This is a genomic window from Achromobacter sp. 1L-A-4-B-C2 (assembly GCF_057291955.1).
Window position 1 is genome coordinate 296,759 of sequence record NZ_JBXAWP010000001.1, and the last position, 24,161, is coordinate 320,919.

The 24,161-nt window shown below is 66.9% G+C and carries 21 protein-coding genes; 8 read left to right on the forward strand and 13 right to left on the reverse strand.

Annotation, left to right across the window (positions count from 1 at the left end; all coding sequences use genetic code 11):
• Positions 1–3 precede the first annotated feature (3 nt).
• The 3 genes from AC0Z35_RS01440 (at position 4) to AC0Z35_RS01450 (ending at position 4,506) form a co-directional block, all read left to right on the forward strand.
• Positions 4–2,205, forward strand: coding sequence for a TonB-dependent receptor (locus AC0Z35_RS01440; RefSeq protein WP_485131541.1), 2,202 nt, complete (start codon positions 4–6; stop codon positions 2,203–2,205).
• Positions 2,206–2,230: 25 nt separating this feature from the next.
• On the forward strand, positions 2,231–3,763 hold the full coding sequence (locus tag AC0Z35_RS01445; protein WP_485131540.1) for a PepSY domain-containing protein: 1,533 nt from the start codon (positions 2,231–2,233) through the stop codon (positions 3,761–3,763).
• A 137-nt stretch (positions 3,764–3,900) separates the two neighbouring features.
• Complete coding sequence (locus tag AC0Z35_RS01450) at positions 3,901–4,506, forward strand: phosphatase PAP2 family protein (RefSeq protein ID WP_046805190.1); 606 nt, start codon at positions 3,901–3,903, stop codon at positions 4,504–4,506.
• A 74-nt stretch (positions 4,507–4,580) separates the two neighbouring features.
• On the opposite strand, the gene AC0Z35_RS01455 is transcribed toward AC0Z35_RS01450, so the two are convergent.
• The 3 genes from AC0Z35_RS01455 to AC0Z35_RS01465 all read right to left on the reverse strand — a co-directional run bounded on the left by AC0Z35_RS01455 (position 4,581) and on the right by AC0Z35_RS01465 (position 7,852).
• A complete protein-coding gene (locus tag AC0Z35_RS01455) occupies positions 4,581–5,564 on the reverse strand; it encodes a Bug family tripartite tricarboxylate transporter substrate binding protein (RefSeq protein WP_219990947.1) in 984 nt (327 codons plus the stop codon).
• Between the two features lie 129 nt (positions 5,565–5,693).
• Positions 5,694–6,779, reverse strand: coding sequence for a tartrate dehydrogenase (locus AC0Z35_RS01460; RefSeq protein WP_104145592.1), 1,086 nt, complete (start codon positions 6,777–6,779; stop codon positions 5,694–5,696).
• 131 nt (positions 6,780–6,910) lie between these two features.
• Positions 6,911–7,852 (reverse strand): DUF3829 domain-containing protein, encoded by a 942-nt coding sequence (locus AC0Z35_RS01465; RefSeq protein ID WP_255444541.1) that lies wholly within the window; start codon positions 7,850–7,852, stop codon positions 6,911–6,913.
• 276 nt (positions 7,853–8,128) lie between these two features.
• Between AC0Z35_RS01465 and AC0Z35_RS01470 the strand changes: the two genes are divergently transcribed.
• Positions 8,129–9,577 (forward strand): AlkA N-terminal domain-containing protein, encoded by a 1,449-nt coding sequence (locus tag AC0Z35_RS01470; protein WP_485131539.1) that lies wholly within the window; start codon positions 8,129–8,131, stop codon positions 9,575–9,577.
• 185 nt (positions 9,578–9,762) lie between these two features.
• Here AC0Z35_RS01470 and AC0Z35_RS01475 read toward each other — a convergent pair whose 3' ends face one another.
• From AC0Z35_RS01475 to AC0Z35_RS01515, 9 genes are all read right to left on the reverse strand, one after another.
• Positions 9,763–10,668 (reverse strand): LysR family transcriptional regulator, encoded by a 906-nt coding sequence (locus AC0Z35_RS01475; protein ID WP_046805185.1) that lies wholly within the window; start codon positions 10,666–10,668, stop codon positions 9,763–9,765.
• Between the two features lie 18 nt (positions 10,669–10,686).
• A complete protein-coding gene (locus AC0Z35_RS01480) occupies positions 10,687–11,169 on the reverse strand; it encodes a YajQ family cyclic di-GMP-binding protein (protein ID WP_046805184.1) in 483 nt (160 codons plus the stop codon).
• A gap of 284 nt (positions 11,170–11,453) precedes the next feature.
• The gene (locus AC0Z35_RS01485; protein WP_485131661.1) at positions 11,454–12,284 is read right to left on the reverse strand and encodes a heme ABC transporter ATP-binding protein; all 831 of its coding nucleotides are present in this window, start codon (positions 12,282–12,284) and stop codon (positions 11,454–11,456) included.
• A 194-nt stretch (positions 12,285–12,478) separates the two neighbouring features.
• Positions 12,479–13,477 (reverse strand): FecCD family ABC transporter permease, encoded by a 999-nt coding sequence (locus AC0Z35_RS01490; protein ID WP_162941268.1) that lies wholly within the window; start codon positions 13,475–13,477, stop codon positions 12,479–12,481.
• Entirely contained in the window at positions 13,461–14,276 is an 816-nt protein-coding gene (locus tag AC0Z35_RS01495) for a heme/hemin ABC transporter substrate-binding protein (protein WP_046805247.1), read from the reverse strand. The genes AC0Z35_RS01490 and AC0Z35_RS01495 overlap by 17 nt, the downstream gene beginning before the upstream one ends.
• A gap of 99 nt (positions 14,277–14,375) precedes the next feature.
• On the reverse strand, positions 14,376–15,422 hold the full coding sequence (locus AC0Z35_RS01500) for a hemin-degrading factor (RefSeq protein ID WP_485131538.1): 1,047 nt from the start codon (positions 15,420–15,422) through the stop codon (positions 14,376–14,378).
• A 74-nt stretch (positions 15,423–15,496) separates the two neighbouring features.
• Positions 15,497–18,145: a TonB-dependent receptor gene (locus tag AC0Z35_RS01505; RefSeq protein WP_485131537.1), complete on the reverse strand. Its 2,649-nt coding sequence runs from the start codon at positions 18,143–18,145 to the stop codon at positions 15,497–15,499.
• A gap of 111 nt (positions 18,146–18,256) precedes the next feature.
• Entirely contained in the window at positions 18,257–19,249 is a 993-nt protein-coding gene (locus AC0Z35_RS01510) for a FecR domain-containing protein (RefSeq protein ID WP_485131536.1), read from the reverse strand.
• The gene (locus AC0Z35_RS01515; RefSeq protein ID WP_319301498.1) at positions 19,228–19,737 is read right to left on the reverse strand and encodes a sigma-70 family RNA polymerase sigma factor; all 510 of its coding nucleotides are present in this window, start codon (positions 19,735–19,737) and stop codon (positions 19,228–19,230) included. The genes AC0Z35_RS01510 and AC0Z35_RS01515 overlap by 22 nt, the downstream gene beginning before the upstream one ends.
• A gap of 156 nt (positions 19,738–19,893) precedes the next feature.
• Between AC0Z35_RS01515 and AC0Z35_RS01520 the strand changes: the two genes are divergently transcribed.
• The 4 genes from AC0Z35_RS01520 (at position 19,894) to AC0Z35_RS01535 (ending at position 22,683) form a co-directional block, all read left to right on the forward strand.
• A complete protein-coding gene (locus AC0Z35_RS01520; RefSeq protein WP_104145601.1) occupies positions 19,894–20,361 on the forward strand; it encodes a CopD family protein in 468 nt (155 codons plus the stop codon).
• Positions 20,362–20,501: 140 nt separating this feature from the next.
• Positions 20,502–21,374, forward strand: a complete 873-nt coding sequence (locus AC0Z35_RS01525) for a hypothetical protein (RefSeq protein WP_485131535.1) — start codon at positions 20,502–20,504, stop codon at positions 21,372–21,374.
• Positions 21,375–21,501: 127 nt separating this feature from the next.
• A complete protein-coding gene (locus AC0Z35_RS01530; RefSeq protein WP_046805246.1) occupies positions 21,502–22,191 on the forward strand; it encodes a helix-turn-helix transcriptional regulator in 690 nt (229 codons plus the stop codon).
• 69 nt (positions 22,192–22,260) lie between these two features.
• Entirely contained in the window at positions 22,261–22,683 is a 423-nt protein-coding gene (locus AC0Z35_RS01535; RefSeq protein ID WP_046805175.1) for a VOC family protein, read from the forward strand.
• Positions 22,684–22,716: 33 nt separating this feature from the next.
• Here the strand turns inward: AC0Z35_RS01535 and AC0Z35_RS01540 are convergent, their stop codons facing one another.
• Complete coding sequence (locus tag AC0Z35_RS01540) at positions 22,717–24,123, reverse strand: amino acid permease (protein ID WP_046805174.1); 1,407 nt, start codon at positions 24,121–24,123, stop codon at positions 22,717–22,719.
• Between the last annotated feature and the right edge of the window lie 38 nt (positions 24,124–24,161).

The following is a 24,161-nucleotide window of genomic DNA, read 5'->3' on the forward strand; positions in this document are numbered from 1 at the left end:
TTCATGAAACACACTTCTCTGTACACCTTGCTGCTGGGCGTCATGGCCAGCGCTCCCGCCCTGTCCCTGGCAGCCGAACCCGCCGTCACGACCCTGGCGCCCACCACCATTTACGGCGCCGGCCATGTTGAGCCGGCACCCAATGGCCCCATCGACCTGGACATCAAGGACAGCACCGGCAGCCGCCTGGGGCTGACCCTGCGCGAAACGCCGGCCAGCGTCACCGTCATCACGCGCGAGCAGATCGAAGCGCGTGGCTCGCTCAACACGCAGGACATCGCGCGCGGCATTCCGGGCGTGGACAACGCCTCGCCCCCCGGCAATGCCGGCGCGGTCAGCTATCGCGGCTTCGCCGGTGGCCAGGTATCGCAATTGTTCAACGGCATCTCGGTGCAGTACGACGCCATTGCCGGGCGCCCGGTGGACAGCTGGATCTACGACCGCGTCGAAGCCATCGGCGGCCCGTCCACGTTTCTGTTCGGCGCGGGCGCGGTCGGCGGCGCCATCAACGTCGTCACCAAGCTGCCCGAACGCGACACCTTCTACGACAGCCAATTCCGCCTGGGCTCGTTCGACAGCCGCCAATATTCCATCGGCCTGAACCAGCAGTTGGCGGGTGACGCCGGCGGCCAGGGCCATTACCTGCGCATCGACGCCAACACCGGCTCCAGCCACGGTTGGGTGGACGGCAACCACAGCCGGGCCACGCAAGTGGCGGCATCGCTGCTGTCCGACCTGGGCGCGGACCTGACCCAGACCTTCGCCTTTGAATACCAGCGCGAACAGGTCGACCGCCCCTACTGGGGCACGCCGCTAAAAACCAACGCCAACGGCGTGGTGCAAGGCGAAGGCCAGATCATGGATGGCACGCGTTTCAAGAACTACAACGTCAACGACGGCCTGTACGAGCAATCCATTTTTTGGGCGCGGTCGATCACCGAATGGCGCGCGGGCTCGAACCTCACGCTGAAGAACACGCTGTATCACTATCGTGCTGAACGCGATTTTCGTAACCTGGAAAGCTATCGCTTCAATGCCGGCAACAGCTTGGTGCTGCGCTCGGGCGCGTTGCTGCAACGGCACCAGCAGACGCTGACCGGCAACCGCATCGAAGGGCTGTACCGCTCGACGCTTGCCGGGCTGCCCAGCGACTGGTCGTTTGGCGCCGACATCAGCCAGAACAAGGTCACGCGCTTTCCAACCAGCATCAACGGCCAGGTCGATGCCGTGGACCCGTACGATTTTTCGCCCGGCGACTTCTACGATATTCCCGGCATGACGCGCGGCCACAAACCCGACCGCGAGAACCGCATCCGCACCTTTGCCCTGACGGTGGAAAACCGCACGCAGGTGCTGCCCGGCGTGGCCATTGTGTCGGCGCTGCGCAAGGACTTTATCGACCTGGACCTGACCAACCGCCGCGCGGTGACCGCCACGTCGCCCGCCAGCGCGCAGCGCAGCTATTCGCCCTTGACCGGGCGCTTGGGCGTGAACTGGGAAGTCAGCCCCGAAGCCGCGTTGTACGCGCAGTACGCGACGGCGGCCGACCCCCCTTCCGGCTTGCTGGCCACCGCATCCTTCGCCGACGTGCTGAACAACGACAAGCTCACCACCGGCACGCAGGCCGAAGTGGGCGGCAAGTTCAACTTCTGGGACGGGCGCGGCGCGGCCACCGTGGCGGTCTACGAGATCAAGCGCAAGAACATGGCAACGTCCGACCCCGACAACCCCGGCGTCAGCGTGCCGGTGGGCGCGCAGTCCGCGCGCGGCGTGGAACTGGCGGGCGGCCTGCAATTGACGCCCAAGGTGTCCGTGCAAGGCAACGTGGCCTTTGTCGACCCGCGTTACGACGACTTCTCGCAATCCGTGGGTGGCGTGCCGGTATCGCGCAATGGCAACGTGCCGACCAACACGCCACGCCGGTTGGCCAACGTATGGGTCGATTACGCCTTCGTGCCCGACTGGAATGCCAGCGTCGCCGCGCGCTACGTGGGCCGTTCCTACGCGGACGCGGCCAACACCGTGTGGGCGCCGTCCTACACCGTGTTCGATGCGGCCCTGTCGCACCGGATCAACCGCAACGTGAACGCCACCGTGCGCGTGCGCAACCTGACCGACAAGGTCTACGCCGCCAACTCCAGCCCGACCATGTTCTACCTGGGCGCGCCGCGTTCGGTGGAACTGACGCTGCAAATGCGGTTCTGACGAACGCGCGACCAAGGGGGATGCCATGAGCACCACATCCAGCCGCGCGCCCGCGCGCCACGCCGGGCCGCCACTGTCCACGCGCGCCAAGCGTTGGCTGTACCTGATCCATCGCTGGGCCGGCATTGTGCTGTGCCTGTTCTTCGCCATGTGGTTTATTTCCGGCGTGGTGATGATGTACGTGGGCTACCCCAAGCTGACGCCGCACGAGCGGCTGACGCATCTGGCCCCGCTGGACGCGGCCACGCTTGCCGTCACGCCCGCCCAGGCGCTGGCGGCGGCCGGGGCAAGCGATGCCATCGGCCTGAGCCTGGCCGCCACGCGCGCCGGCGCGCCGGTCTATCTGGTGCCCGGCGCGCCGCGCAAGCCGCCCAAGGTGGTGGATGCGGCCACCGGCGCCCTGCTGCCGCCCGCCGATGCGTCGGTGGCGAAGGCATCGGCGCTGGCATGGTTCGGCGGGCAGTACGCCGCGCGCCATCAGGAAACCGTGGACGAAGACGTCTACACGCATTCGGGTTCGCTGGACGTGCACCGTCCGCTGCATCGGGTGGACATGGACGACCCGGCGCGCACGCGCTTGTACGTGTCGTCGGCCACGGGCGCGGTGGTGCTGGACGCCACGCGCAACGAGCGCGCCTGGAACTACGCGGGCGCGTGGATCCACTGGCTGTATCCGCTGCGCGGCAACGTGCTGGACCGCTGGTGGCATGACGTGGTGGTGTGGCTGTCTGTGGCGGGTGTGCTGGTGGCGCTGACGGGCACGGTGGTGGGCATCCTGCGCTGGCGCTTTTCGCGCCCGTACGCCACGGGCAGCCGTTCGCCCTACCGCGAACGCATGATGCGATGGCATCACATCAGCGGGCTGCTGTTTGCCGCCATCACCATCACATGGATCTTCAGCGGCCTGATGTCGATGAACCCGTGGAAGTTGTTTACCAGCACGGCCGCGCCGCTGGCGCACAGCGCGTACGCCGGCCCCGCCGCCGAGACGCCGCTGGCCTCGCCGCGCGCGCTGATTGCCGCGCTGCCTGCCGCCCCGCGCGAACTGACCTGGACGCGCGCCGCCGGCCAGGACGTGGCGTTGGCCCGCAGCAGCGTGGGCGCGCCGCGCGTGCTGTCGGCCACGGCCGCCACGCCCACCGCGTTTGCCGAAGCAGACTTGCGCGAGTCGGCCGCGCGCCTGCTGCCCGACGCGGCGATACGCGAGGTTCAGGTCCTGCACGACTACGATTTCTACTACTACGCGCGAGACGCGCACGCGATGCTGGGCCACGTCGAAAAGCCGCTGCCGATGTGGCGCGTCGTCTACGACAACCCGCAGGCGACCTGGGTGTATCTGGACCCGGCCACCAGCCAGATCGTGGGCCGGCAAGACCGCAGCAATCGCGTCAGCCGCTGGCTGTTCGCCTTCTTGCATAGCTGGGACTGGACCGGCCTGTTGTCGCGCCGGCCGGTGTGGGACGTGCTGCTGATTGTGCTGAGCCTGGGCGGCGCGGCGTTGAGCCTGACCGGCGTGGTAATCGGTTGGCGGCGCTTGGGCAAGAAGCTGAAAGGATGAGGTTTGGCCGAATCAGGCTGCGGCCGGCCTCGCGTGTCCAGAAGTAAAACCCAGCACGGCGCCGCACTTTGTAAGCGGACTGACGGGAAACCCCATTACCATCGCGGCTATTGTTTATTACGCTGCGATGACGTGTCATGGATTTCCTGGACAGCCTGAACCATTCCCTGTTTCTTTCGATCAACGCCGACCCGGCTTCGCCCGCCTGGCGCATCCACGCCGCCATGCTGATCGCCAACCGGCTGATCCTGCTGGTTCCCGGCGCGCTGGCCGCGCTGTGGTTGTGGGGCGGGCAGCCGCAACGCAGCCTGGCGCTGAAGGTGCTGGCCAGCATCGGCGCCGCGCTGTTCATCAGCTATCTGTGCGGGGCGCTGTGGCCGCAGCCGCGTCCGTTCGTGCTGGGGCTGGGCCATGCGTTCTTTCCGCACAAGGCGACCTCTTCCTTCCCCAGCAACCACACCATCATCATTGCCACCTTTGCGTTCGCGCTGATCCTGGACCGGCGCTGGGCGGCCTGGGGCGGGCTTGCGTTGCTGGGCGCCGCCGTCGTCGGTACGGCGCGCGTCTATCTGGGCGTGCATTTCCCCTTGGACATCGCGGGCGGCCTGGTGCTGGCGCCCATCGCCGCGGCGATTACCGCGGCGGTGTGGAATCGCGTCGGCGCACCGCTGACGCTGGCCACGCAAGGCATTTACCGCAAGCTGCTGGCCTTGCCGATTGCACGCGGCTGGTTCCGCGCGTAGACGGTCGGCGGATCAACCCGGCGCAGCGCGCTTGCGGGGTCCGCTTCCCCTGGCGCCCGCGCAAGGCGGATCGCTCAGTTGATCGCAACGTTCGCGTCTTTGACCAGCTTGGCGTAGTTGGTGGTGTCCGCGCCGATACGGGCGCGCATCTGCTCGGGCGTATCGCCGATCGGCACCGCCCCGATCTCGGCCATCCGGCGCGCGAAGTCGGGCGAATGGATGATCTTCACCATCTCGGCGTTCAGCCGCGTCACCACCTCGGCGGGCGCGGCGGCCGGCGCCAACACGCCAAACCACGTCCCCATGTTGAAGGGCTTGATGCCCGCCTCTTGCATCGTCGGCACATTGGGCAACGCGGCCGAACGCTGATCGGTGGTGACGGCCAGCGCGCGCAGCTTGCCGCTTTGGATGTGCGCCAGCACGGGCGTGATGGTGTCGAACGACATATCGATCTGGCCGCCCAGCAAATCGGTGGTCAACGGCCCGCTGCCCTTGTACGGCACGTGCAGCAGCTTGACGTGGCCCTGCTGCTCGAACTGCGCACCGATCAGGTGTTGCCCCGTGCCCATGCCGTTGGACCCATACGTCAGCTTGCCCGGCGCAGCCTGCGCCAGCTTGAGCAGGCCTTGCACGGTGGTGGCGTCCAGCTTGGGGTTGACGACCAGCACGTTGGGCACCAGCGCCACCGTCGTCACCGGCGCGAAGTCCTTCTGAAAGTCGTAGTGCAGGCTCTTGTAGACGCTGGTGGCGATGGTGTGATGCACCGCGCCCATCAGCAGCGTGTAGCCGTCGGGCGCTGCCTTGGCCACGTAGTCGGCGCCCAGCGTCGAGCCCGCGCCCGGCTTGTTTTCCACCACCACGGGCTGGCCCAGGCTCTTGGACAGTTCCTGCCCCAAGGCCCGCGCCAACACGTCGGTGGTGCCGCCCGCCGGAAACGGCACCACCAGGCTGATCGGCCGGGCCGGATACGTCTGCGCCATGGCGGCCCCGCCCATCAAGGGCAGGCCCATCGCGCAGGCGAGCGCCAACGCGCGCACGCGGAATCGTTGCTTGAACATGCTTGTCTCCTTGGAATACGAATGGACTTCGCTTCTTGTTGTATTGCCGGGTCACCGCGTGAAGCTTGCTGCCTCGGGGTCTTGCGCCCTGTCGCGGTGTCCGGGTATCGCCGCGGGCGGCGCGTGCCGCTACGCCGCCTTGACCTGCCTGCCCTGCGCCAGCTGCGCGCAGACGGCCTCGGTGACGTCATCGGTGCGCGCCTGTCCGCCCAGGTCGCGAGTATGCAGCGCCGGGGTGGCCGTGACGCGTTCAATGGCTTGCATCAAACGCGCCGCCGCGTCCGTCTCGCCCAGGTGTTCCAGCAGCATGACCACCGACCAGAACGTGCCCACCGGGTTGGCCAGGCCTTGCCCCATGATGTCGAAGGCCGAACCGTGGATGGGTTCGAACATGGAGGGGTAGCGGCGTTCCGGGTCGATGTTGCCGGTGGGCGCGATGCCCAGGCTGCCGGCCAGCGCGGCGGCCAGGTCGCTGAGGATGTCGGCGTGCAGGTTGGTGGCCACGATGGTGTCCAGCGACGCGGGCCGGTTGACCATGCGCGCGGTGGCGGCGTCGACCAGTTCCTTGTCCCAGGTGACGTCGGGAAACTCGCGGCTGACTTGTAGCGCGATCTCGTCCCACATGACCATGGCGTGGCGCTGCGCGTTGGATTTGGTGATGACGGTCAACAGCTTGCGCGGGCGCGATTGCGCCAGCTTGAAGGCAAAGCGCAGGATGCGTTCAACGCCGGCCCGCGTCATGATGGACACGTCGGTAGCGGCCTCGATCGGATGGCCCTGATGCACGCGGCCCCCCACGCCGGAATATTCGCCTTCGGAATTTTCGCGCACGATGACCCAGTTCAGTTGCTCGGGCGTGCAGCGCTTTAGCGGCGCGTCGATGCCGGGCAGGATGCGCGTGGGACGCACGTTGGCGTACTGGTCAAAGCCCTGGCAGATCTTCAGGCGCAGGCCCCACAGGGTGATGTGGTCGGCAATGTCGGGGTCACCGGCCGAGCCGAACAGGATGGCGTCCTTGTCGCGCAAGGCGTCCAGGCCATCGGCGGGCATCATCACGCCGTGCTGGCGGTAATAGTCGCCGCCCCAATCGAAGTTCTGGAATTCGAATTGCAGGCCGCCTTCGTCGGCAATGGCCTGCATGACGCGCTGGCCGGCCGGAATCACTTCCTTGCCGATGCCGTCGCCGGGGATGGTTGCGATGCGGTAGGTCTTCATAAGCCGACAGGCTCCTTGCGGGTAAGGGTCTGTCGGCAATGTACCGAGCGCTGCGCGCCATGCGCGCAGCGCCGCTCACAACATCTTCAACCTGAAGTTGAAGATGGCGCGGCGGTGATCCGCAGCGATGATCAGCAGCGGTTGACGTTCAGGTTGTTGATCAGGTTGTTGAACGTCTGGCGCAGGCTGTAGGCGTCGTCCACGATGGTGGGGCGCATCATCTTGAAGGCGCCGGTGCGTTCGGCGTCCTGCTTGTAGCGGCCGCTGTCCGTGTTTTCCAGCACCTTGCGGCCGGCGGCCAGGAAGGCGTTGGCCTGCATCATCGTGCTGGCGCAGCCCTTGGGATCGGCCTCGCGGGTCTTCTTGTCAAAGCCCAGCGTCATCTCATTCAGCTTGTCCAGCTGCTGCTTGAACGCGTCCTTCTTGTCGCCCAGGCCGGTGCCTTCGAAAATGCCGGTGGCCTGGTCCAGCGTGGACTTGCCGTAATAGACCATGCCCGCGCGGTAGTAGGCCACGGTGTCCTTCTTGGCCTTCTCGAACGCTTCCTTGGTGTTGGCCGTGTCCTTTACGGAAATGCCATGGTAGAAGGCGCTTTCGGCCTTGGCCACGTCGGTCAGCGCGGCCACGTAGGCCGGGCTTTTCTCGCGTGCCAGCGCGCCGTTATCCGACAGGAAGGTCTTGGCGGCGGCGTAGTTTTGCAGTTCGGTGGACAGCGGGGCCAGCTTGCCCAGCGCGTCGGCAAAGTTCTTGGCGGGCGCGTCGATCTCGGGGATGGCCGGCTTCATGGCCAGCGCCTTTTCCAGCTTTTCCTTGGTGCGCAGCACCATGATGTCGTTGCCGATGACGTAGTCCTTCACGGGCTTCTTGTCGGCCATCTTGGGCACCATGTACTTGTTGTACTGGTCCAGCGTTTCATCAAACGACTGGCTGATGCTGTTGGCCGCGTCAACGTACTGGTTGTACTTGACGATCTCGGCCTGGGCGGTGCTGGCTTCAGGGGCTTTTGCTTGCGGCTTGGCGTTGTCGTCACCGCACGCGGCGAGCATCAACGTGGCGGCCAAAATAGCGGACATGCACAAGGGGCGCGACATAAAAATCTGTTCTCCGAAAAAGGGAACGCATCATATGCCGCCGTGTTGCTTAACACGCTACAAAGTCATTCAGAGCTGTCACAAGGGTTTGCAAAGCGCGACGACTTCTTTACATGCGCGCCCATGCCCGCGCTTTTGGCCAAGCGCAGGCGTGCCGCGCGGTGGATGTGCCGGCGGTTTTAGGACAGCAATATCATCGGCACAACACTGTCCGAAAACCGCTAGATGCCCGCCTGCCGGCGGCGCTAGCATGGCGGCATGAACCTGGACCACGACGCCTGCTACCGCGCCATCAGCGTGCGCGACGCCCGTTACGACGGGCGCTTCTTCACGGCGGTGAAGACCACGCGCATTTATTGCCGCCCGGTGTGCCCGGCGCGCACGCCGCTATCTCGCAACGTCACGTTTTTTAGCAGCGCCGCCGCCGCGCAAGAAGCGGGGTTTCACCCTTGCCTGCGCTGCCGCCCGGAAACCGCGCCCGACCTTGGCCCCCCGCGCGAACTACCGGACAGCGTGGCGCGCGCGCTGGCGCTGATCGAGGCGGGCGCCTTGGACGATGCCGGCGTGGACGCGCTGGCCGCCAGGCTGGGCGTGGGCGACCGGCAACTACGCCGGCTGTTTCGCCAGCATCTGGGTGCGTCGGCGGTGGCCGTGGCGCAAACCCGGCGTGTGCTGCTGGCCAAGCAACTGATCCACGAAACCCAGCTGCCCATGGCCGACATTGCCTTCGCTTCCGGCTTTGGCAGCATTCGCCGCTTTAACGAAACCTTCCTGGCGCTGTTCGGGCGCGCGCCCGGCGCGCTGCGGCGTTCGGCCCGGCCCGATGTGCCCTACGCCGCGCAAGGCGAAATCAAGCTGTTGCTGCGCTACCGGCCGCCTTACGACTGGGCGGCCATGCTGGATTTTCTGCGGATGCGGGCCATACCCGGCATGGAGCGCGTGGATGGCGATGGCTATGCGCGCACGGTCAGCGTGGATGGCATGCAGGGCACGATCAGCGTGCGGCCGGGCACGGGCAACGCGTTGCAGGCCACGGTGCGCGTGGCGCGCGTGAATGCCTTGCCGACGATCATTGCGCGGATCCGGCGGCTGTTCGACCTGGGCAGCGACCCCGTTGCGCTGGCGGCGCAGTTCGCGCATGACCCGGTGATGGCGGCGTTGATCGCCGCGCGCCCTGGCTTGCGCGTGCCGGGCGCCTGGGACGGATTTGAATTGGCGATGCGCGCGGTGCTGGGCCAGCAGATCACCGTGTCGGCGGCTATCCGGCTGGCGGGCAAGCTGGTGGCCGCGCATGGCGCGTGGCTGACGCAGCCCGAGGACGGCCTGACCCATTGTTTTCCCGAGCCGCCAGCGTTGGCCCACGCGGAGCTTGCCGGTCTCGGCATGCCGCGCAGCCGCGCGGCCACGCTGTCGGCGGTGGCGGTTGCGGCGGTGGCGGACCCACGTTTGTTCGATCCGGGCAGCAGTCTGGAAGACGCGGTCAAGCGGCTGCGCGCAATACGCGGCATCGGAGAGTGGACGGCGCAGTACATTGCGTTGCGCCAGTTGCGCGAACCGGATGCGTTTCCCAGCGCGGACATCGGCTTGATCCGTGCGTTGGAGAAATTGGAAGCGCGGCCCTACACGCCCGCGCAGTTGCTGGCGCGGTCCGACTCATGGCGGCCATGGCGCGCGTATGCCGCGCAGCATCTGTGGTCGGCGGGTTGAGCGCGGCGGATTGAGGACCGGGCGGCCTGCTATCTGGTGTCTGCTGCCGGCTGTCTGCTGCCGGCTGTCTGCTGCCGGCTGTCTGCTGCGTGCTGCGTGCTGCGTGCTGCGTGCTGCGTGCTGTCGGTCCAGTCTGCCGCTTGCCACTCACCTGGTTGCTTCTGCGCAGGGCCGCGCATCCTTCCCTACCAGGCCGCCTGTTTATCGCGCTGAAAATAGCCCACCAAAAAATCCACGAAGACGCGGACCTTGGCGGACAGGTGGTGGCGTTCGGGGAACACGGCGTAGATGTCCGCCTGCGGCAACGCGTAGTCTTCCAGCACGTGCACCAGCCGGCCGCTGCGCAGGTAGCGCGCCAGATCCCATTCGGCGCGCTGCAAGATGCCCAGGCCGGCAAGCCCCCAGGTCAGCGTGACTTCCCCATCGTTGCTGCTTAACGTGCCCCGCACCTTCACGGTTTCGCTGCGCCGGCCCTTGGTGAAGCGCCACAGGCTGTAGGCGTCTTCGTTCTGGCGCAGCACGATGCACTGGTGCCGCGTCAGGTCGTGCGGGGTCAGCGGCACGCCATGCGCTTTCAGGTAAGCCGGCGATGCGCACACCAGCCGGCGGTTGGGCGCGATCTTGCGGGCGATCAAGCGCGTGTCGGGCAGGTCGCCGAAGCGCACCGCCACATCGAACGCATCCTGCACGAAGTCGGCGGGGCTGTCGGTCAGCTGCAATTGCAACATCACGTCGGGATACTGCCTGGAAAATTCCGCGATGGCCGGCGCGATGTAGCTGCGGCCAAAACCCAGCGGCGCGTTGACTTTCAAACGGCCGCGCGGGGTGTCCTGGCGGCTGGCGATCAGCGCGTCCAGGTCTTCGATGTCGCCCAGGATGCGGCGGGCGCTTTCCAGGTAGACCTCGCCTTCGGCCGTCAGGCTCAGGCGCCGCGTGCTGCGGTTGAACAGGCGCACGCCCAGCCGCGCTTCGATCTGCGCCAGCCGTTTGCTGACAGCAGCCGGCGTCACATCCAGTTGGCGGGCAGCCGCCGACATGCCGCCGGCACGGGCCAGCTCAACCACCAATTGCAGTTCGCTGGAATGCCCCATGGCGGCGGGCCGGGGCGCTTAGTCGCGGAAGTTTTCGAACTGCAAGGGCAGGTCGACGTCGGTCTTTTTCAACAGTGCGATGGCCGATTGCAGGTCGTCGCGCTTTTTACCGGTGATACGCAGCTTGTCACCGTTGATCTGCGATTCCACCTTGAGCTTGGCGTTCTTGATGGCCGCGATCAGCTTCTTGGCCACGGGCTGTTCGATACCCTGCTTGATGGTGACCTTCTGGCGGGCGCCGCCCAGGTTTTCCAGCGGGTCGGCCACGTCCAGGCAGCGCACGTCGATGCCACGCGCCGACAGGCGGCCGCGCAGGATGTCGAGCATTTGCTTGAGCTGGAACGCGCTGGAGGCCACCTGGGTGACGACAAAGCCTTCCAGTTCGAACTTGGCGTCGCTGCCCTTGAAGTCGAAGCGGGTGGACAGTTCGCGGTTGGCCTGATCGATGGCGTTGGTGAGTTCGTGTTTGTCGACTTCGGAGACGACGTCAAAAGTAGGCATGACACGGGTCCTGTTGGATGATGAAAAATAGGGATGAACGTCAGAGCCGCCTGCATCAGGCGGCGCTTTGGTTAACGCTGGGTATGACTGCCGCGCACGACTGCCGCGTGCGACGGCGCGTACGACGGCCGCTTACCACTGCCGCTTGCCACTGCCGCGTACGACGGCCGCTTATCACTGCTGTCTACGCCCGCAGTGTATGACGCGGTGTACCTCGGCCGCCATTTTACCGGCCCCGCGCCGCCGCGCGCCACCGCACCGAACGGCGCGCGCCGCCCTGCCCGTTACCTCGTCAGGACCAGCAGTCGGTCAGGCTGCAACGGGTGGGCGATCACCTGGGCGTCGATGCCGTAGGCCAGGTGCAGGTTGGCCGCCGTCAGCACCCGGGCGGGGGTGCCTTGCGCGATGGCATGGCCGGCGTTAAGCAGCAACAGGCGGTCGCACCAGCGCGCGGCCAGATTCATGTCGTGCAGAATCAACAGGACGCCTGTATTGCCCTCATGCGCCAGTTCCCAGGCGCGGCGCAGCAGATCGCCCTGGTGCTTCGGGTCCAGGCTGGCGGTGGGTTCGTCCAGCAACAGGTAACGTGCCTCGCCGGGTGCGCGGGCGGCGTGGCATTGCACCAGCACACGCGCGAATTGCACGCGCTGCTGTTCACCGCCCGACAGTTCCGGGTAGCGGCGGCCGGCCAGATGTGCCACATCGGCAAGGCCCAGCGCGTGGGCCACCAGCGCATCGACCTGTGCAGGCGCCAGTTCAGCGAACGGGTAGGCGCCCATTGCCACCACCTCACGCACGCCCAGGTCGAAGGTCAGGCCGGGCTTTTGCGGCAGCACCGCACGGCGTCGCGCCTGCTGGCGCAGCGCCATGCCGGCAAGCGGCGCGCCGTCCAGCGTTATCTGGCCGGCATCGGCCGATAGCTCGGCCGCCAGCGCACCAAGCAAGGTGGATTTGCCCGCGCCGTTGGCACCCAGCAAGCCCACGACCTCGCCGGGACGCACCTCCAGTGACACGTCGGTCAGGATGCGCGCACCGCCGCGAGACAAGCTCAGCGTGTGGGCGGCCAGGGCTTGTCCGCCCGCGGCCTGCCCGGCCGTGCGGGGGGCGGGTTGCATCTGTGCAGCCTTCGTCTGTGCAGCCTGCGTCTGTGCAGCCTGCGCCTTTGCAGCCTGCGCCTGTGTGGTCTGCATCGGTTCCGCCTGCGTCTGTGCGAGCGGCGTCTGTGCAGCCTGCTCCTGTGCGAGCGGCGCCTGGGCGAGTGGCGTCGGCGTGGCCTGCGCCTGTCCGACCGGAACCTGCGTGCGCGATGTCATGCCAGCCTCCGGCCGCGCGCCAGCAGCCACAGGAAGAAGGGGCCGCCGACCAGGCCCGTGACCAGGCCGATCGGCAGTTCGGCCGGCACGACGACGGTGCGCGCCATCCAGTCGGCCAGCACCAGGGCCAGGCCACCGGCCAGCACGGTGGCCGGCAGCAGCCAGCGGTGATTGGCGCCCAGCGTCATGCGCACCAGATGCGGCACCACCAGCCCGACGAAGACGATGGTGCCGGTAGCCGCCACCAGCGGACCGACGATCAGCGCGCTGGCCAGCACCAGTTGCGCGCGCACCCGCTTGAGCGCGTAGCCCAGATGCTGGGCCTCGCGCTCGCCCAGCAGCAAGGCGTTCATCACGCGCCACTGGCAAATCAACCACGCGCTCATCAGCAGCACCCACGGCGCCAGGAAGGCCAGCACGTGCCAGTTGGCGCCGCCCAGGCTGCCCATGTTCCAGAAGGTCAGGTCGCGCAACTGCGCGTCGGTGGCCACAAAGGTGAACAGGCCGATCACACTGAACGACATCGCCGTGATGGCCACGCCGGCCAGCAGCAGGCCCGCCACGCCGGGCACGCGCCGGCCGACGGCATACGCGCACATCGTCGCCAGCAGGCTGCCCACGAAGGCGGACGGCGCGGTGACCCAGAACCCGCCCGAGGTCAGCACGATGGCGGCAACGGCGCCTAGCGCGCCGCCCGCTGAAATACCGATCAGGCCCGGTTCCGCCAAGGGGTTGCGAAACAAGGCCTGCATGGCCGCACCCGCTATCGCCAGCCCCGCCCCCGTCACCACCGCGAACAGCACGCGCGGCAAGCGGATGTCGATCAGCACATTGCGCCACAGGGCATTCTCGGGCGTGGGCGTGCCCCACAGCAGCGCGGGCAATTCGCGCAGCGGGATCGTCACGGCGCCGTGCGCCGTCGCGCCCAGCACGGCCAGCAGCAAGGCCAGGGCCAGCAGCGCCAAGGCCGTCGGCGCGCTAACGCGCCATGACATCGGCCACCTCTTGTTTAAGCTGGGTCAGCGCCAGCGGCAGGCGCGGCCCCATGCCCAGGATCAGCAGGTCGTCCATGACCACCACGCGACGCTTGGCGGCCGCCGGCGAGCCGGCAACGCCCGGCTGCGTCAGGAACTTGTCCATGCCGCCGGTGGCCTCCAGCGACGCTTGCGTCACCACGATGAGGTCAGGCGCCAACGCGCCGATGGCCTCGGCCGACAGGGGCTTGTAGCCCTGCTGGTCATGCAGCACATTGGTCAGGCCGGCCAGCTGCATGACTTCATTGGCAGCGGTGTCGCGGCCCGCGCCCTGCGGCGTGCCCGTGCGGTTCATCAGCAACAGCGCGCGCGCCCGCGTGGGGGCAATGGCCTGGGCACGCGCGAGTTCCTGCGTGACCTTGTCCACCATGCGTTCGCCGGCCGGCGCCACGCCCAGCGCGTCGGCCACGGCGCGGATGCGCGCCTTCAGTGAATCCACCGAGGGCGCATCCGGCACCGTAACGACGCGCACCCCCACGCCTGCCAGACGCTTGAGCGCGTCGGGCGGCCCGGCCTGTTCCGAGGCCAGCACCAGGTCGGGTTTGAGCGACAGCACGCCTTCCACCGGCACGGCGCGGTAATAGCCCACGCGCGGCAGGCGCGTGGCGGCTTCGGGGTACAGGCTGGACAGGTCGTCCCCCACCAGCCGGTCGCCCTCGCCCAGGCCATAGACGATTTCGGTGACGCTGCCGCCCAGGCTTACCACGCGGCTGGGTTCAGCGGCGTGCACGCCTGCCGCTGCGCCGCAGCCCAATGCCATCGTCACCGCCACCGCCTTTGCCAATGCCTTTGCTTTTGCCAATGCCCTTGCCATTGCCTTTGGCATGGCGATTGCCGACCATTTTTTCATCGCACGTCCTCAGACTGCCAGCGGCGCATCGCACAGGCCGACCAGCAACTCGCGCCAGCCGGCCAGCTCCGGCTTGCCGGGCTTGCGTTCACCGAAGAACTGCACGATCAGGTCGCCCGTGTCGGCATAGACCTCCAGCGACGTGACCCACCCATCGGAGGTCGGCTTGTTCACCACCCATGCCGAGGCGATGGCGGTGGTGTCCAGGTGCAGGTTGAACTTCGGGTCCAGCACGTTGTACCAAGGGCCCGTGCGGCGCAATTCCCGCACCGGGCCGGTATGGATCTGGATCATGCCGCGGTTGCCCACAAAGCACATGATGGGCAGCGCCGACTCCGCCGCCGACTGCAACATGCGTTCCACGGATTCGGCCGGCACGGGCTGCGCCAGGTCTTCACCCACCGCCGCCAACGCCGCCAGCCGCGTCACCTTGAACTTGCGCAGCAAGGGGAAGAATTCGTGCGTGTCCTGCATGGCCAGCCAGGCTTGCCGGAAGGCGGCCGCGTCGTCGACCTGAGCGGCGTCGGTGGCGGGCGCATAGGCTTGCGTGTCGGGCCATTGCGCCTGGCCCGCGAACTTGGCGACCAGCGCGTCATAGGCGGCGGCGTTGGTGGCGTCGGTGCGATACACCTTGTGCACCGCCACGCCCGCGCCGTCGAAGAATTGCAGGCTGTGGCGGCCATCCTGCTGAACGGCCCAGGCCGATTTCCAGGCGGTAAAGAACACGCGCAAGTCGATGTCGGGCCCCAACACCAGACCCACCGGGCCGTCGGCCTGAATGTCCCGATATTCGCCGTGGCGTTCGTGCACGCACCAGTCGTTGCGCGTCAGTGCCATCACTTCGCCCAGCGTGCCCAGTTCGCGAAAGATCTCTTGCGGTGAACCATGCAGCGCGGTGGATTGAACGCCGCCACAGCCGGCGGCAATCCATTCGGCCTCGGACACATTCAGCGCCTGTGCCAGATTGCGCGCGCGCAGCTTCGGTTGCGTGGCGGACAGGGCTTCGTTGCGGGCGCGCAGTTCGTTGGCGCGGGTCGTGAAATCTTGATTCGTCATCGTAGGCCTCCAGCCCAAGGGTTCCGTTTAGCGTCGCCGCCCGGCGGATGCCCGGCGGCGACGCGTGATCAATATCAATACTGGTACGTCAGGGACACGCGCACGCTGCGTCCGGGTTCGGTGTACCAGTCCACCGTGCGCGGCAAGGCCAGCGACCCGGCCGTCGGCACGTTGATGGCTTCCCAGTACTTCTTGTCGAACAGGTTGAACACGCCAGCCTGCACCTGCAATCCCTTCACGGCGGTGGGCCGCCAGTAACCCATCAAGTCCACCACACCATAGCCCGGCGCCTGGAAGTCGGCGTTGGGGGTAGTGGCCGATGCCTCGGGGTATTCGACCTTGTCGCGCTTGAGCGCGGTAGTCAGCATGGCGTCCACGCCCCATACGTCGCGTCCGTAGCCCACACCCAGAATGGCCTTTAACGGCGCGACCGAGTTCAGGTACTGGCCCGTGCCTTCGTCCTTGCCCACGGCCCAGGCCAGCGAGCCCCAGGTGCGCCAGCCCGGCGAAAACTTCCAGTGCGCGCTGGCTTCGGCGCCATAGATGCGCACCTTGCCCCGGTTGACGTTGCCGGTCACGCCCAGCGGATACTGCCCTGCCCAACCGGTTTGCCATTGCGGCGAGCTGGCGTCCAGCGGCTGATTGGTATCGATGAAGTTCTGATAACGATTATCAAAGAACGATACCGCACCGCCCAGGTCGTCGGAACCGATCTTGGCGCCCAGTTCCCAGCCCTTGCTGGTTTCGGGTTTCAGGTACGGATTGCCCACGCGCAAGTAGGTGCCGGGGCCGCCGTAGTTGGTATAGAGCTGGCTGGCGCTGGGCGCCTTGAAGCCGTAGGCGTACTGCGCGTACAGGCTCAGGTCGTCCCGGGCCTTCCATGTGCCCAGCAGCTTGGGCGAGAAGCGGCTGCCGCTGTTGGACGGTGGCAGCGCGGCCGCGTTCGGGTTGCTGGCGTAGCTGTCGGTGGATTGCGGCTTTTGTTCGTAGTGGTCGTAGCGCAGGGCCGGCATGACGGTGTAGCGGCCGTCGGCAAAGCTGAATTCGTCCTGCACCCACAGCGCCCATTGGTTGCCCTTGGACTGCGGCACGTCGGCCTGGTTGGTGTGCAGCATGTCGCACGAACGCGGGCCGAACGGCGCGGGCAACCCGGGGCGTATGGCCGGGCAATTGTCGTAGCCGCTGGAATTCTGCTCGGTCTTGTTGCCGTACCACTCGCCGCCCAGGGTCCATAGCTGCGACACGGACGTGCCGGCCAGCCGCTTGGTCAATTCGCCGTTCACGCCAAAGAGCGTCTGCTGGATGGAATTGCTGCGCCCGTATGGGCCGCTGGGAAAGCCGTAACGGAACGGGTCGCCCGGGATGATGCGCGCGCGGGAATCCACGCTGCGCATGCCGTCCAGCGAATTGTCCAGCCGCACGCGCTGCCAGTAGACGACGGCGGTGGCCGAATCGATCAGGCCGCCGGCGCCGGGCGCCTGGTACGAATAGTCGAACGACACGCGCTCGCGCTCGGTCTCTTTCTTTGTGCTGTTCTCGCCGTACAGATAACTGGTGCCCGCCCCCTGTTCGAACATGTTGTCGATGTCGGCCTTGCGCTTGAAGGTTTCGCCGGTCAGGCCGAAGCGGTGGCCGCCTTCGACGCGTTGTTGCAGCTTCAAGAGGAAGCTGCGCTGGTCGTAGTCTTCAGGGCTGGGTTCGCTGCGCTTGGGGCCGTAGCCGCCCACGTCGCCCCGGTTGTCCAAGGCATGGCCGTTGCGCACGCCGGCCTGCACCAGCCAGAACGTGTTGCTGTGGATCTGGCCGGCCAGCGCGGCGTTGGCGCCCCAGCTGGAATCGGCGGAGTCGTAGTCGGTCTTGGCCAATGCGCCAAAGGTCTTGCCGTCCGTCAACAGGTCGGACGGGTCCAGCGTGCGCAGGTCGGCAATGCCCGAGATGGCGCCGGAGCCGCCCGCGCTGGCGTCCGCGCCGCGCACGATGTCCAGGCGCGACAGGCTGTTGAAGTCCACCGCTTCCAGCCCGCCCTTCACGCCGCGCGCGCCGTCATCCAGCCAGGGCAGCCGGATGCCGTCCACGCGGGTCAGTACGCGGTCTTGATCCAGGCCGCGAATGTTGATGCTGTTGTTGGACCGGTTAAAGCTCACGCCCGGTTCGGCGCGCTTGCCCAGGTCGCTCCAGTTTTTGATTTGCAGCTCGTCCATGCGCTTGCGGTCGGTGCTGGTTTCCCAGGCGGGCGTGGCGACCGCGCCCTCGCCTTCTACCTTGACGGGCGCCAGCTGTGTGATGCCGGGCATGGCCGCTTGCAGCACGAACACGTTGCGGCTGCGTTCCTGTACGGCCAGGCCGCTGCCGTCCAGCAGGCGCGCAAAGCCGTCCGCCACGGTGTAGGTCCCCGTCAGCCCGGGCGTGCGGCGTTGCCCCACCAGCGCGGCATCGAACAGCACCGTCACACCCGCGCTGTCGGCAAAGCGCGGCAGCGCGTCGGCCAGCGTGCCGGCGGCGATGCGATAGGCGCGTGCATCGCGTGCGGCGGCGACCGTGGGCGCGCTGGCCGACGCGGCAAGGCCCTGCGCGGCGGCCTGGGGCGGCAGCGCGGCGGCAGCGGCGGCCAGCGCCAGCGCGGCGCGCACGGCGTGGCGCAGGCGCGTCTGTCGCGTCTGGCGCGGCGGCGCGTCCGCTAAGGTTCGGAAGCCGCTTGCGCGGCTGGCGGGAAGATAAGCCATGGTCGTCCTTTCGATCCAACGGGTATCGGCATTCGTTTGCCTATACAGACCATGACCCGCGTGATCGGCGAACCGGACAGCGCATCCGCGGGTAATTTGTAACGGCGGCGATCATGCCGCCGAATCGCGCGGCCCGATGGTCACCCAATAGGGCGTGCGGTAGCGCACTTGCACCGGCAAGGTGGCGGGCAAGGCGGCCAGCACGGCGTCGGTATCGGCCAGCTGGAACGCGCCCGAAATGCGCAGATGAGCCACGTCCGGGTCGCAGCGCAACACGCCCTGCCGATAGCGGCCCAGCTCACGCGCGAAGGCGTCCAGGCGCATCTGGCCGGCATGCAGCACGCCGCGGGTCCAGTCGCCGGCATGCGGATCGGCGGGCGCGGGGCCAAGCGCGCCGGTCGGGGTCAGAGTGCCCTGCTGGCCCGCCGCGATATCGACCATGCGGCCGGCCCGGCCCGCACGTACCCGGCCTTCCTGCACGCTGATCTGGCATTGCACGCCATCCTGGCGGACGCAAAAGCGCGACGGCGGCGCCTCGATATCGCCCAGCGCCGTGCGCACGACGAACGGGCGCGCGCCGGGCTGCGCATCGGCCACCGCGTGCACGGCCATTTCACCCGCTCGCAGTCTCACCAAGCGGGTGGTGGCGTCGAGAGCCACGTCCACCGCGCTGGCCGTATTCAGTTGCAGCGTGGACCCATCGGCCAGCGTGATGTCGCGCCGCTGCCCCGCGCCGCTGCGGTAGTCGGCCGTCCAGTCCAGCGGGTCGGCGCGCCATGCGGCCCAACCCACCGGGCCAGCCACGATCAACGCCACCAGCGTTTTCAGTGCCGCGCGGCGCGGCTTGAGCTCGGGTCGATTCAAGGTGGCCATGCCCAACGCGGACGGGATCAGGCCAAAACGTTCGTTGACGCGCTGTGCGCGCTGCCAGGCGTGTTCGTGTTCCGCCTTGCTGGCGCGCCATTGATCGCAGGCGCGCACGTCGGCGTCGGTGGCGCGGCCCGAACCCAGGCGCAGCAGCCAGCGCGCGGCCTCGCGCGCCACCTGGCGTTCGACGGCGGGCAGCTCGCCGCCCGCGCTGTTCAACTGACCGCCATGATGCATTGCTCGAACCCCCGGGCGATATAGCGGTGCACCGATCGCAGCGACACATTCAGGCGCTGCGCGATGTCGGCATGGCTAAGTTCTTCCAGCTGCGCCATCAGAAAAGCCTGCCGCGCGCGCAGCGGCAGGCCGGCCAGCATTTCGTCGATGTCTTGCAGGGTTTCCAGGATGATCAGACGCTGTTCGGCCGGCGGCGCCAGCCGTTCGGGCATCAACGCCAGCGCTTCCAGGTAGGCGGCTTCGATGGAGCGACGCCGATGGTGATTCAGCATCAGGCGCTTGGCGATGGTCGTCAGATACGCGCGCGGTTCACGCAGCGCGTCCAGTTCGTGGCGGTGGCGCAGCACGCGGACAAACGTGTCCTGCGCCAGGTCGGCCGCGTCGAAGGCGTTGCCCAGCTTCGCGCGCAGCCAATTTTGCAGCCACCCATGGTGGCTGCGGTACAAGCATTGGACAGTGTCGCCAGAGGCGAGCACGGGGTTAGGCACGAGGGGCTCCCAGAACGCTAGATTACAAATACAAATCAATCTCATTCTAATTGCAAAGACTGCGTTTCCGTCAAGTAGGGTGAAACGCGGGCGGGGAGATATCATCGGCACACCTCTGCCGCGCCCCGCGGCCGCATAACGACTCGGGCTGACTCCATGTTCTATAGCGTCTTGACATTCATCCACGTGATGGCCGTGATCCTGTGGGTAGGCGGCATGCTGTTCGCGCACTGTTTTCTGCGGCCGGCGGCCGCGAAGTGGGAACCTAAAGCGCGCCTGCCGCTGATGGCCTCGGTGCTGGGACCGTTCCTGAATACCGTGCTGGTGGCCATCGTGCTGATCTTGCTGACCGGGATGTCGATGATCGGGCAGGCGGCCAGCCAGGCCGCCCAGACCGGCGGCAAGTTCTTCATGCCGCTGAACTGGACGCTGATGGCAACCGGTGGGCTGGTGATGATGGCCATCTTCGGCCACATCCGCTTTGTGCTGTACAAGCGGCTGGCCGGCGCCGTGGCCGCGTCCGACTGGCCGCGCGGCGGCCAGGCCATGGCCGCCATCCGCCGCTGGGTGGGCGTGAACCTGGTGTTGGGCATCGTTGTGGTGGGCACCGCTTTCCTGGCTTGATAAGCGGGCAACTCGAACCTATCGAAACGGCCGCACCCGCTATCGGGATTCTTTCGCTTGGTGCAATACCCCGTACATCACCGAGGGCCACACTGCCGGAAGACTCTCGCGGGTCACGTCAACAACGATAGGGAAACCCCATGATCAAACGTGCATTGCACCTGGCCGCCGCCGGCCTGTTCGCCACCTCGCTGGCCGCCACCTTTTCCGCGCATGCCGCCGACACTATCGACAACAGCGCGCTGGACAAGCCGGAATTTCGCGACCACAAGGCCACCTACGGCGTGGTCTACCGCCTGCCGCAAGAGGTCAACGCCGTGCTGGACGCCAAGGTCAATGGCGTGCTCAAGCAAGACCTGCTGGCGCTGGGCCTGAAGACCGAGGCCGACACGCCCAACCTGCCGCACGTGACGGTTGTGCACATCCATAGTGCCGACCCGGCCACCCCGGCCCGCATGCTCAAAGCCTTGCCCAAGCCGCCCGCGCCGCTGGCCGTGACGTTGAAAACGTTCTACCCGACCGAAGCCGCCAAGGGCGCCGGGCATCCGTGGTGGCTGGACCTGGGCGTGGTCAAAAGCGGCCAGGGTTTTGAAGACATGATGCGCTACAACACCGTGGCCACCGCCGCCCTGGCCCCGCTGCGCGACGGCCCGCTGCCGCGCGTGACCGGCCCCGTCTACGCCAAGATGAGCGAGGCCGGCCGCGAGCTGGTCAAGACGCTGGGCGTCAGCGGCGTCAACAGCATGCAGGACGGCAAGGAAGTGCGCGCTCACAACCCGCACACCACGCTGGTCTACAGCATGGCGCGCTACGACACCCGCCTGCAAGACGCCATGAAGCAGGAATCGGACAAGTTCAACGCCGTGCTGCCCGACGGCATCGCCACCACGTTCAAGGACGTGTCGATCGTGGAAATCGGCTTCGCCGGCAACGTGGTGCGCGAGATCTATCGCGTCAGCCTGGAAGACGGTTCGGTCATCGACGTAGCCACCGGCAAGAAGATCGGCAGCTGATCGCCGGCTGATCGCGCGCGGGCGGGCGCGGACCGGCGCCGACCGGTGCGGGCGGCGCGGGCAACATGCGCCCGCCGCTGCCATTTCATGGCAGCATTACGCCGTTACCGCCACGCGCCCTTTTTTCATGTCCCGCACCGAACGCCTTCTGGACCTGCTTCAGACCCTGCGCCGCCACCGCCTGCCGGTCAGCGGCCAACGCCTGGCCAGCGAAATGGGCATCAGCCTGCGCACGCTGTATCGCGACATTGCCACGCTGCAATGCCAGGGCGCGGAAATTGAAGGCGAGCCCGGCGTGGGCTATGTGCTGCGGCCCGGCTTCATGCTGCCGCCGCTGATGTTCAGCACCGAAGAGATCGAAGCGCTGGTGCTGGGCACGCGCTGGGTGGCGGGCCGATCCGACGAACGGTTGGTCTTGGCGGCGCGCAACGCGCTTGCCAAGATCGGCGCCGTGCTGCCGCAGGAACTGCGTGACGAACTGGATGCCATTCCGCTCTTGGTCGGCCCCAGCGCCGCCACGGTGGTCGACCGGGTCGACGTGGCGCTGATCCGTCAGGCAATACGCGCCGAACACCGGCTGCACATCACCTATCGCGACGACAAGGGCCTGGATTCCGCGCGCGTGATCTGGCCATTCGCGCTGGGGTTTTTCGATAGCGTGCGCATCGTCATGGCCTGGTGCGAACTGCGCCAGGACTTCCGCCATTTCCGCACCGACCGCATCGCCACGCTGACCCCGGGCGAACGCTATCCGCGTCGTCGCCACGTCCTGTTGAAAGAGTGGCGCGCAATTGCGCATGGGTCACAAGACTGCTGATGCACACTACTGCCAAAATCTGACAGTACCCCTGCCTACCATGAGCGCATCAACCCCAAGGAGCGCCTCATGACCGACAGCAACTACGTCCTTTTCTACGTCGAAAAACCCCAGGCCAGCGCCGCGTTCTACAGCGCGCTGCTGCAACGCCAGCCCGTCGAAAATTCGCCCACCTTTGCCCTGTTCGTGCTGGACTCCGGCTTGAAGCTGGGCCTGTGGTCGCGCTACACCGTCGAGCCCGCCGCCGCCGGACGCGGCGGCGCGTCTGAACTGGCTTTTTGCGTGGCCGACGCCGACGCGCTTAACCAGCGCCATCGTGAATGGAGCCTGCGCGGCCTGCCCATTCTGCAAGCGCCCACCGACATGGATTTTGGCCGCACCTTCGTGGCGCTGGACCCCGACGGCCACCGCCTGCGCGTGTTTTCACCCTTGGCGCAAACGGCGGCCCCGGCACAAGCCGCGCAGGTGGCCGAGGCCCCCACCGGCGGCTGAACCCGCAAGGCCGGCTGCCGGGCCGGCCCGGGTTCAGCCGCGCTGCTCGCCAGCTTGAAGCGCGACCGATTCGGCGCGCTTCTTGAACAGCACCCCGTACAACACGGCCAGGATCACCAGGAACGGCACGCCGAACACCAGCGTCATCTTGAAGACGTTGGTGTAGTAGGTGGTGACCAGGATGGCCAGCATCGCCACCGCGCCCAACAACGTCAGCACCGGAAAGCCGGGCATGCGGAACGACAGCGCACCGCCCCCTTCCCTGGCCCAGCGGCGGCGAAAGAAGTAGTGCGTGATGAAGATCATCATCCAGGTGAACAGCGCGCCGAACATCGAAATGGCCATCATCAAGGTAAAGGCCGTGTCGGGGACCATGACCTTGAGCACCACGGCAATGGCGATGCCGCTGGTGGACAGCAGCAGCGCGTTCAGCGGCGTGCCGCTACGCGTGAGCCGGCCGAACAACGACGGCGCGTGACCGGCGCGCGACAGGCTGAACATCATGCGCGTGGTGATGTACAGCTGGCTGTTCATGGCCGATAACGCCGCCACCAGCACGATGAAGTTGATGACGCCCGCGGCGCCGGGGATGTCCAGCGCCAGCATCACCTTCACAAACGGGCTGCCTGCCTTGCCGGCTTCGTTCCAGGGCACGATGGCCAGGATCAGCGCCAGCGTCAGCAGGTAGAACACCACCAGCCGCACGATAGTGGCGCGAAACGCCTTCTTCACGGCGCGCTCGGGGTCTTCGGCCTCGCCGGCCGCCACGGCGATCATTTCGACGCTCAGGTAGCTGAAGATCGAAATCACCACCGCGACCCACATGCCCCACAGCCCGTTGGGAAAGAAGCCGCCGTGCGCCGTGTATTGCGCCACGCCGTACTGCGGGTTGCCCCACACCACGTACGCGCCCAGGATGATGAAGGCCACGATGGCCGTGATCTTGATGGTGGAAAACCAATATTCAATGGTGCCGAACGCCTTGACGCTCATGGCGTTGACCAGGATCAGCGCCCCGGAAAACACGCACACCCACAGCCACCCGGGCACATCGGGAAACCAGAAGTGCATGTATTCGGCCACCGCCGTGACCTCGGTGCCCACCGCCAGCACGACGCAGGACCAGTACGCGTAGCGCACCAGGAAGCCGGCCAACGGGCCGATGTAGTGCTCGGCGTAGGCGCCGAACGACCCCGAGGTGGAATGCGCCACCGTCATTTCGGCCAGGCAACCCATCAGCAGCAACGTGATCAGCCCGCCGATGGCGTAGCTGATGATGACGCTGGGTCCGGCGAAACCAATGGCGAATTTACTGCCCAGAAACAGGCCCGTGCCCACGGCCCCACCGATGGCGATCATGCTCATCTGGCCCGAGGTCAGGCGCCGCTTGAGGCCTTGTTCGCGTTCGGCGATCTGGCCGAATCCTTGTGGTTTTTTCATTGTCTCCTGCCTTGTTGTCTTGTCCGTTGCCGCCTTGC

Coding starts and splice junctions, on each gene's coding strand:
- AC0Z35_RS01440 (WP_485131541.1), top strand. CDS start 4: ATGAAACACACTTCTCTGTACACCTTGCTGCTGGGCGTCATGGCCAGC.
- AC0Z35_RS01445 (WP_485131540.1), top strand. CDS start 2,231: ATGAGCACCACATCCAGCCGCGCGCCCGCGCGCCACGCCGGGCCGCCA.
- AC0Z35_RS01450 (WP_046805190.1), top strand. CDS start 3,901: ATGGATTTCCTGGACAGCCTGAACCATTCCCTGTTTCTTTCGATCAAC.
- AC0Z35_RS01455 (WP_219990947.1), bottom strand. CDS start 5,564: ATGTTCAAGCAACGATTCCGCGTGCGCGCGTTGGCGCTCGCCTGCGCG.
- AC0Z35_RS01460 (WP_104145592.1), bottom strand. CDS start 6,779: ATGAAGACCTACCGCATCGCAACCATCCCCGGCGACGGCATCGGCAAG.
- AC0Z35_RS01465 (WP_255444541.1), bottom strand. CDS start 7,852: ATGTCCGCTATTTTGGCCGCCACGTTGATGCTCGCCGCGTGCGGTGAC.
- AC0Z35_RS01470 (WP_485131539.1), top strand. CDS start 8,129: ATGAACCTGGACCACGACGCCTGCTACCGCGCCATCAGCGTGCGCGAC.
- AC0Z35_RS01475 (WP_046805185.1), bottom strand. CDS start 10,668: ATGGGGCATTCCAGCGAACTGCAATTGGTGGTTGAGCTGGCCCGTGCC.
- AC0Z35_RS01480 (WP_046805184.1), bottom strand. CDS start 11,169: ATGCCTACTTTTGACGTCGTCTCCGAAGTCGACAAACACGAACTCACC.
- AC0Z35_RS01485 (WP_485131661.1), bottom strand. CDS start 12,284: ATGCAACCCGCCCCCCGCACGGCCGGGCAGGCCGCGGGCGGACAAGCC.
- AC0Z35_RS01490 (WP_162941268.1), bottom strand. CDS start 13,477: ATGTCATGGCGCGTTAGCGCGCCGACGGCCTTGGCGCTGCTGGCCCTG.
- AC0Z35_RS01495 (WP_046805247.1), bottom strand. CDS start 14,276: ATGGCATTGGGCTGCGGCGCAGCGGCAGGCGTGCACGCCGCTGAACCC.
- AC0Z35_RS01500 (WP_485131538.1), bottom strand. CDS start 15,422: ATGACGAATCAAGATTTCACGACCCGCGCCAACGAACTGCGCGCCCGC.
- AC0Z35_RS01505 (WP_485131537.1), bottom strand. CDS start 18,145: ATGGCTTATCTTCCCGCCAGCCGCGCAAGCGGCTTCCGAACCTTAGCG.
- AC0Z35_RS01510 (WP_485131536.1), bottom strand. CDS start 19,249: ATGCATCATGGCGGTCAGTTGAACAGCGCGGGCGGCGAGCTGCCCGCC.
- AC0Z35_RS01520 (WP_104145601.1), top strand. CDS start 19,894: ATGTTCTATAGCGTCTTGACATTCATCCACGTGATGGCCGTGATCCTG.
- AC0Z35_RS01525 (WP_485131535.1), top strand. CDS start 20,502: ATGATCAAACGTGCATTGCACCTGGCCGCCGCCGGCCTGTTCGCCACC.
- AC0Z35_RS01530 (WP_046805246.1), top strand. CDS start 21,502: ATGTCCCGCACCGAACGCCTTCTGGACCTGCTTCAGACCCTGCGCCGC.
- AC0Z35_RS01535 (WP_046805175.1), top strand. CDS start 22,261: ATGACCGACAGCAACTACGTCCTTTTCTACGTCGAAAAACCCCAGGCC.
- AC0Z35_RS01540 (WP_046805174.1), bottom strand. CDS start 24,123: ATGAAAAAACCACAAGGATTCGGCCAGATCGCCGAACGCGAACAAGGC.